Source organism: Pseudomonas sp. I8001 (genome assembly GCF_013385345.1).
Taxonomy (GTDB): Bacteria; Pseudomonadota; Gammaproteobacteria; order Pseudomonadales; family Pseudomonadaceae; genus Aquipseudomonas.
This window is the reverse complement of the sequence record NZ_JACAQC010000048.1, coordinates 387-12,473: the sequence shown is the minus strand read 5'-3', so window position 1 is coordinate 12,473 and position 12,087 is coordinate 387. Positions and strand designations below refer to the sequence as shown.

Sequence of the window (12,087 nt, the reverse complement as noted above, 5' to 3'; positions counted from 1 at the left end):
TATCAGAACAACTTCAAGGGCGGTGCTTCTTCTTTCAACGGTTCGTTCTTCGCGGTCTGTTCGTTCCAGCCACCACCGAGGGCCTTGTACAGGTTGACCTCGCTGTTGAGCTGCGCCAGGCGGTCGGTGATCAGCGATTGCTGGGCACTGAACAGTTGGCGCTGGGCGTCGAGGAACGTCAGGTTGCTGTCGACACCAATACGGTAGCGACGCTCGGCCAGGCGGTAGTAATCCTGGTTGGCCGCGACGAAGCCACGTTGGGCGTCCAGTTGCTGCTTGTAGGTCTCACGGGCGGCGAGGCCGTCGGAGACTTCCTGGAAGCCGGTCTGGATCGCTTTCTCGTAGTTGGCGACGTTGATCTCTTTCTGGATTTTCGAGTAATCCAGGCTGGCGCGCAGGCTGCCGGCGTTGAAGATCGGGATGTTGATCTGCGGTGCAAACGACCAGGTACCCGAACCGCCTTTGAACAGGCCGCCCAGGGTCGGGCTCGCGGTGCCGGCGCTGGCGGTCAGGGTGATGCTCGGGAAGAACGCAGCGCGTGCCGCACCGATGTTGGCGTTGGCCGCCTTGAGGTTGTACTCGGCCTGCAGGATGTCGGGACGACGTTGCAGCAGGTCCGATGGCAGGCCGGCCGGTACTTCGCTCAACAGGTCATCAGCCAATGGCCGGCTGACGATGTTCGCCGGCAGGCCGGTACCCAGCAGCAGGGTCAGGTTGTTTTCGTCCTGGGCCACCTGGCGGGTATAACGCGCCAGTGCAACCCGGGCGTTTTCCACCGAGGTACGGGCCTGGCTCAGGTCCAGGGCCGAAGCCACGCCGACTTCATTGCTGCGCGAGGTCAGTTTGAAGCTCTGCTCGTACGCGCCCAGGGTGTCCTGGGTGAGCTTGAGCAGCTCCTTGTCGGCCTGCCAGGTCAGGTAGGCGTTGGCCACGCTGGCCACCAGGCTGATCTGGGTGGTGCGGCGCGCTTCTTCGGTCGCGAAGTATTGTTGCAGCGCTTGTTCGCTCAGGCTGCGTACGCGGCCGAACAGGTCCAGCTCATAAGAACTGATCCCGAGGCCCGCCGAGTATTGGCTGGTGATGCCCGCTTCGCCGGTCTGCGACAGCTTGGCCGGGGTGCGCGTACGGCTGCCGCTGCCCGTGGCCGAAACCGCCGGGAACAGGTCGGCGCGCTGGATCTGGTACTGCGCGGCATACGCATCGATGTTCAGGGCCGCGACACGCAGGTCGCGGTTGTTCACCAGGGCGGTCTGGATCAGCTGTTGCAGGGCAGGGTCATGGAAAAACTGCTTCCAGCCCTGCTCGGCAGCTGCCTGGCCCGGCGCCTGGGCCGACGAATACGCCGGCCCCTGCGGGAACTGCGCGGCTACCGGCGCTTCAGGGCGCTGGTAGTCCGGGATCAGCGAGCAGCCACTGAGCACGAATGCCGTGACAGCTAAGGAAAGTAGCGACTTGCTCATTGGCCAGCCTCTTTAGGAGTTTGCTTGGGTTCAGTCTTTTTACGCTCGCCAGCGGAGGACACGGTTGCGAAGAACAGGGGTACCCAGAAGATCGCGAGGACCGTGGCGGTGATCATACCGCCAATTACGCCCGTACCGATGGCGTGCTGGCTACCTGAGCCGGCACCGGTGGAAATTGCCAGGGGCAGTACGCCGAGCATGAACGCCATGGACGTCATGATGATCGGTCGCAGACGCATGCGGGATGCCTCGATGGCCGACTCGACGATGCCTTTGCCCTGTTCGTGGAGCTCCTTGGCGAACTCCACGATCAGGATGGCGTTTTTCGCTGCCAGACCCACCGTCACCAACAGGCCCACCTGGAAGAACACGTCGTTGGACAGTCCCCGCAGGCTGGTGGCGATCAACGCACCGATCACACCCAGCGGTACAACCAGAATCACCGCAATCGGGATCGACCAGCTTTCGTACAGTGCCGCGAGGCAGAGGAACACCACCAGCAGCGACAGGGCGTACAGCGCAGGTGCCTGGGAGCCGGACAGACGTTCTTCGTACGACAGGCCGGTCCAGGAGTAACCAACGCCAGCCGGCAGGTCCTTGGCAATGCGTTCGACTTCCGCCATCGCATCACCGGTACTGTAGCCAGGTGCCGGGGTACCGAGGATTTCCATCGCCGCTACACCGTTATAGCGCGAGAGTTTCGGCGAACCGAAGATCCACTTGCCCGAAGAGATGGCCGACAGCGGCACCATCTTCCCGGACGTGCTGCGCACGTACCATTTGCTCAGGTCTTCCGGAGACATCCGGCTGGCGGCGTCACCCTGTACATACACCTTCTTCACACGACCACGGTCGATGAAGTCGTTGATGTAGCTGCCACCCAAGGCGATTGCCAGGGTCTGCTGGATGTCTGCCAGGCTGATGCCCTGGGCACTGGCCTTCTCGTCGTCAACGGTCAGCTCGTACTGCGGCTCATCGTTCACGCCGTTGGGGCGCACGCCCGCCAGGATCTTGCTTTGTGCCGCGGCACCCAGGAACTGGTTACGCGCATCCATCAGCTTCTGGTGGCCGACGCCGCCCTGGTCTTGCAGGAACACGTCGAAACCGGTGGCGTTACCCAGTTCGAGTACCGAAGGTGGCACCACGGCAAATACCATGGCGTCCTTGAAGGCCCCGAAGAAGTAACCCTGGGCACGCTTGGCAACCTCAAATACCGACTGGCTCGAGTCACGCTCGTCCCACGGCTTGAGCATCACGAACGCGAGGCCCGAGCTCTGGCCACGACCGGCGAAGTTGAAGCCGTTCACGGTAAACACCGATTTGACAGCCTTGCCTTCGCCTGGCTCGCCTTCCTTGTCGTTCAACAGGTAGGCGCGCATATCGTCGATGACTTTCTGCGTACGTTCAGCCGAAGAACCCACCGGCGTTTGTACCTGGGCAAAGATCACGCCCTGGTCTTCCTCTGGGAGGAACGCGCTTGGAATGCGGGTGAACATCCAGATCATGCCGGCAAGGATCAGGGCATAGACCACGAACGCCGGGAACTTGTGCTTGATCATGTTACCGACGCCGCGCTCGTAGCTCAGTACGCCACGGTCGAAGGTACGGTTGAACCAGCCGAAGAAGCCGCGCTTGGGTTGGCCGTGTTTTTCCGGGTCAATCGGCTTGAGCATGGTGGCGCACAAGGCCGGGGTGAAGACCAGGGCAACCAGTACCGACAGCGCCATCGCCGAAACGATAGTGATGGAGAACTGGCGGTAGATCACACCGGTGGAACCACCGAAGAACGCCATTGGCAGCAATACCGCCGACAGCACCAGGGCGATACCCACCAGGGCCCCCTGGATCTGGCCCATGGACTTGACCGTCGCCTCCTTGGGCGACAAGTGCTCCTCGGCCATTACCCGCTCGACGTTCTCCACCACAACGATGGCATCGTCCACCAGCAAGCCGATGGCCAGGATCATGCCGAACATGGTCAGGGTGTTGATGGTGAAGCCGAACGCAGCGAGGATCCCGAAGGTACCCAGCAATACCACCGGTACGGTCATGGTGGTGATGATGGTGGCGCGGAAGTTCTGCAGGAACAGGAACATCACCAGGAACACCAGCACGATCGCTTCGATCAGGGTGTGAACCACACCGGAGATCGATTCGGTCACAACCGGCGTGGTGTCATACGGCACCACAGCCTTCATGCCAGGCGGGAAGAACGGTTCGAGGGACGCAACCGTTTCGCGAATCGCCTTGGCGGTGTCCAGTGCGTTGGCACCGGCTGCCAGCTTGATCGCCATACCGGAAGCCGGCTTGCCGTTGAACTGTGCGCTGATGCTGTAGTTCTGGCCGCCCAGTTCGATACGCGAAACGTCACCCAGGCGAACCTGGGAACCGTCGGTATTGACCTTCATCAGGATATTGCCGAACGCTTCAGTGGTTTGCAGACGCGTCTTGCCGATGATGGTGGCGTTCAACTGAGTGCCGGGCAGGGCAGGCAGGCCGCCGAGTTGGCCGGTGGCCACCTGGACGTTCTGCGCCTGGATGGCGTTGCTGACATCCACTGGCGTCAGCTGGTAGTTGTTCAGCTTGGCCGGGTCGAGCCAGATACGCATGGCGTACTGGGAACCGAACACCTGGAAGTCGCCCACACCGGCGGTCCGGGAAATCGGGTCCTGGATGTTGGAAACGATGTAGTTGGAAAGGTCATCCTTGGTCATGCTGCCGTCTTCCGACACCAGACCGATCACCATTAGGAAGTTCTTCACCGACTTGGTAACGCGGATACCCTGCTGCTGTACTTCTTGTGGCAGCAGCGGGGTCGCCAGGTTGAGCTTGTTCTGTACCTGAACCTGGGCGATGTCCGGGTTGGTACCCTGGTTGAACGTCGCGGTGATGGTCATGCTGCCGTCGGAGTTACTGTCCGAGGCGACATAACGCAGGTTGTCGATACCGTTGAGCTGTTGTTCGATCACCTGCACCACGGTGTCCTGCACGGTTTGTGCAGACGCGCCCGGGTAGGTCACCTGGATATCAATGGCGGTTGGCGCGATGGCCGGGTACTGGTTGATGGGCAACTTCAGGATCGACAGTGCCCCGACCAGCATGATCACCAGGGCAATTACCCAGGCGAAAATGGGACGGTCGATAAAAAATTTCGACATGAATTACTCCCCTTGACCAGCAGCGGCAGCAGGAGCAGCAGCGGAACCGGCGGGTTTGGCGTTATCAGCGTCCTTGACCTTGACTTCGATGCCCGGCTTGATGAATTGCAGGCCTTCGGTGATCACACGGTCACCGGCGTTCAGGCCTTTTTCCACCAGCCAGTAGGCGCCGGTAGTGCGGTTGGCCACCAGTACACGTTGCTCGACCTTGTTGTCCTTGTTCACCACCAGCGCGGTCGGGATGCCCTTCAGGTCGCGGGTCACGCCTTGCTGTGGTGCCAGGATGGCCTTGCTGTTCACACCGGCTTGCAACTGCGCGTGGACGAACATGCCCGGCAGCAGGGTGTGGTCAGGGTTCGGGAACACGGCCCGCAGGGTCACGGAACCGGTGGTTTCGTCGACCGAGACTTCGGAGAATTCCAGCTTGCCTTCCACGCCGTAGGCGGTGCCGTCTTCCAGGGTCAGCTTGACCTTGGCCGCGTTTTCGCCGGCTTTTTCCAGTTGGCCGCTTTCCAGGTCGCGACGCAGTTTCAGCATCTCGGCGGAGGACTGCGTGACGTCGACGTAGATCGGGTCCAGTTGCTGGATCACTGCCATGGCGTCGGTCTGGCCGTTGCTGACCAGCGCGCCTTCGGTGACCGAAGAGCGACCGATACGCCCGGAGATCGGGGCAAACACCTTGGTGTAGCGCACGTTGATCTGGGCCGTTTGCACGTTGGCTTCAGAGGTCATGCGGTTGGACACGGCGGTGTCGTATTCCTGGCGGCTGACGGCCTGCTCATCGACCAACTGCTTGTAGCGATCGGCAATCGACTTGGTCTGGGCGAGGTTGGCCTGGGCGCTTTTCAGCGAGGCGTCATACACCGACGGATCGATCTGATAGAGCTGCTGGCCTTCCTTGACGTCGCCCCCTTCCTTGAACAGACGCTTGAGAATGATGCCGTTGACCTGAGGGCGAACCTCGGCAATGCGGTAGGCCGTGGTGCGGCCTGGCAGCTCGGATGTCAGGGTAAAGGCTTGAGGTTGAATAGTGACCACGCCGACCTGAGGGGTTTGAGCGGGCGGAGCCGCTTCTTCCTTTTTACATCCGCTGAGCAGCGATGCCAGGGCGACGGCAGTAACCAGGGCGGTAACAGCTGGCTTAAGTTGCATGAAGATCCTCGGGTCAGGCGCGCAGAGTGCGCACAAGAAGTGTGGAAGGGTAAAAAACAGGCACTGAGTGGATAAGTAGCTTGCTACGCAATATACTTACGTTCATGGTTGTTTGTAAACTCTTGACAGGCTTCGCGGAATGTTGACAAAGCAGCGTCCAAAGCCTCGATTCTAGTACGTTCGGCGCCCTTGACGGCGTCGTCCCACAATTATTCAGATGGTCGTTAGCAGCGGTTGAGTCTGCGTTACCGATCACCCCAAGTCTCCTGATTGAGGTTTTACTGCCATGGTTCGTCGTACCAAAGAGGAAGCTCAGGAAACGCGCAGCCAGATTCTTGAAGCGGCCGAGCAGGCCTTCTACGAGCGCGGGGTTGCGCGTACCACGCTGGCGGATATTGCCGCGCTGGCAGGCGTGACACGTGGTGCCATCTACTGGCATTTCAGCAACAAGGCCGACCTGGTGCAGGCGATGCTCGATACACTGCACGAGCCGCTGGATGAATTGGCCAGGGCCAGTGAGAGCGAGGACGAGGTCGATCCGCTGGGTTGCATGCGCAAGCTGCTGATTCATCTGTTCCATCAAGTGGCCCTGGACCCGAAGACCCGGCGCATCAATGAGATTTTGTTTCATAAGTGCGAATTCACCGATGAAATGTGTGATCTGCGCCGTCAGCGCCAGACCGCCAGCCTCGAATGCAACCTGCGCATCGGGCTGACCTTGCGTAACGCGGTCCATCGCGGGCAGCTTCCGGAGAATCTCGACACCGTACGTGCCGCGGTGTGCATGCACGCCTATATCGACGGAATTCTCGGCCAGTGGCTGCTGGTGCCCGACAGTTTCCAGTTGGCCCAGGACGCAGAGCGCTGGGTCGATATCGCGTTGGACATGCTGCGCTTGAGCCCTGGCCTGCGCAATTAAGACAAAATGCGTAATTGCGACCAGTTGTGTCAACAATAAACACCGGGGCTGGTCAATCAGGCTTTTCCCTGATTTTGTGGGGTGACGTTATATACGGGCTGGCGGGCGGTTGATAGGTAGTTGGCTAAGTATTTTGTAGCAATATTGTTGCAAGGCTGTGAAGGAATGTTTCCTGCGGCCCATAAAAAAGCCCCGGCTCTCGCAAGTCGGGGCTTTTTCGTTTCAGCAGATCAGAGTGCCAGGGTCGGGTAGTCGATGTAGCCGACCGGGCCTTTGGCGTAGAAAGTCTCTGGATGTGCTTCGTTCAGCGGTGCATCGGCCTTCAGGCGAGCCGGCAGGTCCGGGTTGGCGATGAACGGCACGCCGAATGCCACGGCGTCAGCCTTGCCCGAAGCCAGCCACGCGTTGGCGCTGTCCTTGGTGAAGCGTTCGTTGGCGATGTACGGGCCACCGAAGGCGGCTTTCAGTTGTGGGCCGAGGCTGTCGCCCGCTTCCTTTTCACGGGAGCAGATGAACGCGATGCCACGCTTGCCCAGCTCTTTGGCGACGTAGGTGAAGGTTTCCGACAGGTTGGCGTCGCCCATGTCGTGGGAGTCGGCGCGCGGTGCCAGGTGCACGCCTACACGGCCGGCGCCCCAGACTTCAATCACGGCGTCAGTGACTTCGAGCAGCAAGCGTGCGCGGTTTTCCAGGGAGCCACCGTAGTTGTCGGTGCGCTGGTTGGTGCTGCTTTGCAGGAACTGGTCGAGCAGGTAGCCGTTCGCACCGTGGACTTCCACGCCGTCAAAGCCGGCGGCCTTGGCGTTCTCGGCGCCTACGCGGTAGGCGTCGACGATGTCGGCGATTTCGGCGATTTCCAGGGCGCGCGGGGTAGGGTAGTCGGCCAGCGGACGTACCAGGCTGACGTGGCCTTTAGGCTGGATGGCACTTGGCGCGACCGGGGTTTCACCGTCCAGGTACGACTCGTGGGAGATCCGGCCCACGTGCCACAGTTGCAGGAAGATCTTGCCGCCTGCACCGTGCACGGCCTTGGTCACATTGGCCCAGCCGCGAACCTGGTCGTTGGACCAGATGCCCGGGGTGTCCGGGTAACCCACGCCCATTGGCGTTACGGAGGTGGCTTCGCTGAGGATCAGCCCGGCGGAAGCGCGTTGGACGTAGTACTCAGCCATCAGCGCATTGGGCACGCGACCGGCGTCGGCACGGCAGCGGGTCAGCGGCGCCATGATGATGCGGTTCGACAGTTCCAGGTCGCCCAGTTTGATCGGATCGAAAATAGTCGTCATGGGATAACACCCTTCTCTTTAGTTGATCAGTTAGTCGCGGGGGCCAGGTCGGCATCGCCGGTCTGACGGAAAGTAATCAGGGTCACCAGCAGCGCGAGCACGGCCAGTGCAGCAGCGGCCAGGGGCACGCTGGTCAGGCCGAAGCCGTGGGCAATCACGCTGCCGCCCACCCAGGCGCCGAGGGCGTTGCCGATGTTGAAGGCGCCGATGTTCAAGGTGGACACCAGGTTCGGTGCGGCCTTGCCGAAGGTCACCACGTTGATTTGCAGTGCCGGTACGGCGGCAAACGAGGCGGTGGCCCAGAGGAACAGGGTGATTTCAGTCGGGATCACGGCGACGCTGGTCCAGGTCAGTACGGTGGACACCACCGCCATGCTGATGAACACGCCGATCAGGGTGGCAGCCAGGCGCTTGTCTGCCAGCTTGCCGCCGATAATGTTGCCGACGGTCAGGCCCAGGCCGATCAGCAGCAGGGTCCAGGTCACGCCCTTGGGCGAAACACCGGTGACGTCCCCCAGCAGCGGCGCGACGTAGGTGAAGAGGGTGAACATCGACGCAGCGAACAGCGCGGTCATGCTCAGCGACAGCCAGATGCCGGCGCCTTTGAGTGCTCTGAGCTCGGCGCGCATGTCGAGTTTTTCCTCGTCACGCTTGGCCGGCAGGAAGCGGATCAGACCGATCAGGGCGATCACCCCAATCACCGTCACGGCCCAGAAGGTCGAGCGCCAGCCGGCTTCCTGACCCAGCGCGGTGCCCAGCGGTACGCCGAGCACGTTGGCCAGGGTCAGGCCGGTGAACATCAGCGCCACGGCCGAAGCACGCTTGTTGGCCGGCACCAGGTTGGCGGCGACCACCGAACCGATACCGAAGAACGCACCGTGGCACAGCGCGGTGACCACACGGGCAAACATCAGCACGTTGTAGTCGCTGGCCAGGGCGCAGAGCAGGTTGCCGATGATGAAGATGCCCATCAACGCTACCAGGGCGGCCTTGCGCGGCAGCTTGGCGGTGGCCAGTGCCATGAAGGGGGCACCGATGGCCACGCCCAGGGCGTAGCCGGTCACCAGCCAGCCGGCGCCGGGAATCGATACACCGAGGTCGGCCGCCACATCGGGCAACAGGCCCATGATGACGAACTCGGTCGTACCGATGGCGAAGGCGCTTAAGGCCAGGATGAGTAGCGAGAGAGGCATTGATGGGTCCTTGTTACAGCGGTGCGCTGAGTTCTTCGGTGAGCGCTTTGAGGAAGGCTTGGATTACGTCCTCATTGCGTTTGAAAAAGTGCCATTGGCCGGCCTTCTGGCTGCTGATCAGCCCCGCCCGTTGCAGGTTCGCCAGGTGCGCCGACACGGTGGACTGAGACAGCCCGCAGCGCTGGTCGATCTGCCCGGCGCAAATGCCGTATTCGTGGTTGTGCAACTGCTCGGGGAATTGCACTTTCGGGTCTTTCAGCCAGTTGAGGATGTCTCGCCGTACTGGGTGCGCCAGGGCTTTTATTATTTCGTCGAGGTCGATGGACATGGCAGTGATGCTCGGTTTTGTAAAACGTTATATCGCGATGAGGCGAACTTTAAATCGTTGTATCCCGATATACCAATATGATTTTGGTCTTAAACCAGATTGAATCGGTATATCGGGTTATAACGATACGTTGACGGCAGTGCTAGACTGCGCGCCATGAATTATCTCGCACATCTGCACCTCGGCGGCCAACTTCCTGCTCAATTGCTTGGCAGCCTGTATGGCGACTTTGTTAAAGGTCGCCTGCAAGGCCAATTCAGCCCGCAAATCGAGTCGGCGATTCAGTTGCATCGCTCAATCGATCGCTACACCGACAGTCATCCGCTGATCGGGCAGGCGCTGTCGCGCTTCACCCTGACCCGGCGCCGCTATGCCGGGATTGTCCTCGATGTGTTTTTCGACCACTGCCTGGCGCGGGACTGGGCGTTATATGCCGATCAGCCGCTGGAGCGATTTACCTCTGAGGTTTACCGGGTGCTCGCCGAAGAACCGGCGTTGCCGGGGCGGCTGGCGCAGATTGCGCCGTACATGGTGGCGGATGACTGGCTGGGTTCGTACCGCGAATTTGCGGTGATGGAACAGGTACTTCGAGGCATTGGCCGACGCCTGACACGGCCCGAAGAACTGGGCCATGCCATGCAGGAATTACGAGCGCTGTACGAGCCGTTGAGCGAGGACTTTCGGGTGTTTTACCCAGAATTGCAGCGGTTCTCAAATAGCCAGTTGGCAATACAACTATAAATGTGGGAGCGGGCTTGCTCGCGAAAGCGGTGGGTCAGCTAATGAATCTGCTGACTGATGCACCGCCTTCGCGAGCAAGCCCGCTCCCACATTTTTCACCGTGCTCGCTTCAGGCCGCGAATGCTGGCCGCGCTGGCATTTGCTCAGCTTCTGGAAGGGGGCCAAACAACGCCTTCTGCACCGCCTGCTGCGCCTGGAACGCCAGCGCCGCACGTTCCTGCCCGGCGCAGGCAATCGGCTTGAGCAGATGGATTTCCACGTCGCCCTGGTCATTGCCGAACAAACGCATCAAGTGCGAGAGCAAATCATCGTCGCCAATAAACGGTGCCAGCGGGTCGATGTGGCCATCGCGCAGATAACGAATCGCCACCGGTTGCAGCGACACATCGGCATCAATCGCACTGGCCAGTAACCGCCCGTGGAACGTACGCAGGGCGCGGCCGTCGGTGGTGGTGCCTTCCGGGAACATCAACAGCGGGTGTTGTTGTTCCAGATGACGCGTCATCTGTTTGCGGATCAACTGGCTGTCCCCCGAACCTCGGCGGATGAACAGGCTGCCTGCCTTGGCGGCCAACCAGCCCGCCACCGGCCAAGTGCGCACCTCGGCCTTGGACAGGAACGACATCGGCGCCACCATCCCCAGCAGCGGGATATCGGTCCACGATACGTGGTTGCTGACCCACAGCATCGACTGTTGCGGCAACTCACCGTGAACGGTCACGCGAAAGGGCAGGGCGTTGGTCAGCCGTGCCATGAAAAAACGCGACCAGCGCTGCCGGCGCACCATCGAGTTGGCCACGCCCAGACGTTCAAACACGCCAAACACGCTGGCCATGGTCAAACCCAGGGCCACCACCACCAGCACGTGGGCAATTCGCCCGTACACCCGAAGGCGGCTCATCACATGGCTGCCTTGAAGTGGCGGGCATACCGCGGGCACAGCTCGTCGCGCTTGAGCAGGATGAACACGTCGGCCACCTGGAAGTCTTCGTCCCAGCAGGGTTCGCCGCAAATCTTTGCACCCAGGCGCATGTAGGCCTTGAGCAAGGGGGGCATTTCGGCGATGACGTTGGATGGCAGGTCCAGTGCCGGCAGCGGCTTTTTCGGCTCGGCCCGCAGGTGTTCGTTGCACAGGTAGCGTTCGCGCAGGCGCTGCATGATGGCGTGGGCCTGGATGCCGCCGTCGTGCATCGGGATGCTTGCGCAGCCCATCAGGTAGCTGTAGCCACCCTGGTTGAGGACTTCGGCCAGCTCGCCCCACAACACGGCGATGGTGCCGCCGTTGCGGTAGGCGGGGTCGACGCAGGTGCGGCCGATTTCCAGGATGGGGCCTTTGAGGTGCAGCAGGCCATGGAGGCTGAATTCTTCTTCGCTGTAGAAGCGGCCCAGGGTGGTGGCGGCCTGGTGGTCGAGCAAACGGGTGGTGGCGACGAGTCGACCGCTGTTCAAATCCCGCACGCCGATGTGGCTGCAGTGAACATCATAGTCATCCATGTCCAGGCCCAGTTCAGCGCCTTTCAGCTTGGCGTTGAATTCGCCGCTGAACACGTTGAACCGCAGGGCCTGGGCTTCCTGCAAAGCCTGGGCGCCGATCAGGCGTTCGGCTTGCAGACGGCGTTCATTGCCGGTGTCGCTGATGCGGGCGATCTGAGTCATGGCGAGTCTCCGAGTGCCGGCCAGGGTTACGGCCGGTCGACTTGTTTGTGCCATGTCAGGCTATGTAGGGCCGGTGTCATCTCCATGAAGTTACGGTGACGCTTAGATGACAGGGGGCTTGGTGGTGGTTTGCAGGGGGATTGAGTACATATCCGTTATTTAGGTAACGGCTGCTTAGGGTTCCGCTCTTACAG

Annotated in this window: 10 protein-coding genes; 2 read left to right on the top strand and 8 right to left on the bottom strand. The window is 61.1% G+C overall.

Features of this window, described 5'->3' with window-relative positions; translation table 11 throughout:
* Nucleotides 1–2 precede the first annotated feature (2 nt).
* From adeC to HX839_RS26765, 3 genes are read right to left on the bottom strand one after another with little or no spacing between them, the layout of a single operon-like run.
* Entirely contained in the window at nucleotides 3–1,460 is a 1,458-nt protein-coding gene (adeC, locus tag HX839_RS26775; protein ID WP_003219806.1) for an AdeC/AdeK/OprM family multidrug efflux complex outer membrane factor, read from the bottom strand.
* On the bottom strand, nucleotides 1,457–4,618 hold the full coding sequence (locus HX839_RS26770) for an efflux RND transporter permease subunit (protein WP_003219803.1): 3,162 nt from the start codon (nucleotides 4,616–4,618) through the stop codon (nucleotides 1,457–1,459). The genes adeC and HX839_RS26770 overlap by 4 nt, the downstream gene beginning before the upstream one ends.
* 3 nt (nucleotides 4,619–4,621) lie before the next feature.
* Complete coding sequence (locus tag HX839_RS26765; RefSeq protein ID WP_003219800.1) at nucleotides 4,622–5,770, bottom strand: efflux RND transporter periplasmic adaptor subunit; 1,149 nt, start codon at nucleotides 5,768–5,770, stop codon at nucleotides 4,622–4,624.
* Nucleotides 5,771–6,056: 286 nt separating this feature from the next.
* On the opposite strand from HX839_RS26765, the gene HX839_RS26760 reads away from it, so the two are divergent.
* Nucleotides 6,057–6,689 carry a TetR family transcriptional regulator gene (locus HX839_RS26760; protein ID WP_003219798.1) on the top strand — a complete coding sequence of 211 codons (633 nt, stop codon included), beginning with the start codon at nucleotides 6,057–6,059 and terminating at the stop codon, nucleotides 6,687–6,689.
* 230 nt (nucleotides 6,690–6,919) lie between these two features.
* On the opposite strand, the gene HX839_RS26755 is transcribed toward HX839_RS26760, so the two are convergent.
* The 3 genes from HX839_RS26755 to HX839_RS26745 are packed head-to-tail and all read right to left on the bottom strand — an operon-like array spanning nucleotide 6,920 to nucleotide 9,496.
* Complete coding sequence (locus tag HX839_RS26755; RefSeq protein WP_008431139.1) at nucleotides 6,920–7,975, bottom strand: alkene reductase; 1,056 nt, start codon at nucleotides 7,973–7,975, stop codon at nucleotides 6,920–6,922.
* A gap of 26 nt (nucleotides 7,976–8,001) precedes the next feature.
* Complete coding sequence (locus tag HX839_RS26750; RefSeq protein ID WP_003219795.1) at nucleotides 8,002–9,168, bottom strand: MFS transporter; 1,167 nt, start codon at nucleotides 9,166–9,168, stop codon at nucleotides 8,002–8,004.
* Between the two features lie 13 nt (nucleotides 9,169–9,181).
* Entirely contained in the window at nucleotides 9,182–9,496 is a 315-nt protein-coding gene (locus HX839_RS26745) for a helix-turn-helix transcriptional regulator (protein WP_003219793.1), read from the bottom strand.
* 156 nt (nucleotides 9,497–9,652) lie between these two features.
* Between HX839_RS26745 and HX839_RS26740 the strand changes: the two genes are divergently transcribed.
* Nucleotides 9,653–10,237 (top strand): ACP phosphodiesterase, encoded by a 585-nt coding sequence (locus tag HX839_RS26740; protein WP_177067968.1) that lies wholly within the window; start codon nucleotides 9,653–9,655, stop codon nucleotides 10,235–10,237.
* A 109-nt stretch (nucleotides 10,238–10,346) separates the two neighbouring features.
* Here the strand turns inward: HX839_RS26740 and HX839_RS26735 are convergent, their stop codons facing one another.
* A complete protein-coding gene (locus HX839_RS26735; protein ID WP_177067967.1) occupies nucleotides 10,347–11,138 on the bottom strand; it encodes a 1-acyl-sn-glycerol-3-phosphate acyltransferase in 792 nt (263 codons plus the stop codon).
* A complete protein-coding gene (gene olsB, locus HX839_RS26730; protein WP_008431132.1) occupies nucleotides 11,138–11,893 on the bottom strand; it encodes an L-ornithine N(alpha)-acyltransferase in 756 nt (251 codons plus the stop codon). Before olsB ends, HX839_RS26735 begins: the two co-directional genes overlap by 1 nt.
* Nucleotides 11,894–12,087 lie beyond the last annotated feature (194 nt).

What these genes read in the sequence shown, in the direction of transcription:
- HX839_RS26755 (WP_008431139.1), bottom strand. Translation starts at nt 7,975, where the DNA reads ATGACGACTATTTTCGATCCGATCAAACTGGGCGACCTGGAACTGTCG.
- HX839_RS26760 (WP_003219798.1), top strand. Translation starts at nt 6,057, where the DNA reads ATGGTTCGTCGTACCAAAGAGGAAGCTCAGGAAACGCGCAGCCAGATT.
- HX839_RS26740 (WP_177067968.1), top strand. Translation starts at nt 9,653, where the DNA reads ATGAATTATCTCGCACATCTGCACCTCGGCGGCCAACTTCCTGCTCAA.
- adeC (WP_003219806.1), bottom strand. Translation starts at nt 1,460, where the DNA reads ATGAGCAAGTCGCTACTTTCCTTAGCTGTCACGGCATTCGTGCTCAGT.
- HX839_RS26770 (WP_003219803.1), bottom strand. Translation starts at nt 4,618, where the DNA reads ATGTCGAAATTTTTTATCGACCGTCCCATTTTCGCCTGGGTAATTGCC.
- HX839_RS26745 (WP_003219793.1), bottom strand. Translation starts at nt 9,496, where the DNA reads ATGTCCATCGACCTCGACGAAATAATAAAAGCCCTGGCGCACCCAGTA.
- HX839_RS26750 (WP_003219795.1), bottom strand. Translation starts at nt 9,168, where the DNA reads ATGCCTCTCTCGCTACTCATCCTGGCCTTAAGCGCCTTCGCCATCGGT.
- HX839_RS26765 (WP_003219800.1), bottom strand. Translation starts at nt 5,770, where the DNA reads ATGCAACTTAAGCCAGCTGTTACCGCCCTGGTTACTGCCGTCGCCCTG.
- olsB (WP_008431132.1), bottom strand. Translation starts at nt 11,893, where the DNA reads ATGACTCAGATCGCCCGCATCAGCGACACCGGCAATGAACGCCGTCTG.
- HX839_RS26735 (WP_177067967.1), bottom strand. Translation starts at nt 11,138, where the DNA reads ATGAGCCGCCTTCGGGTGTACGGGCGAATTGCCCACGTGCTGGTGGTG.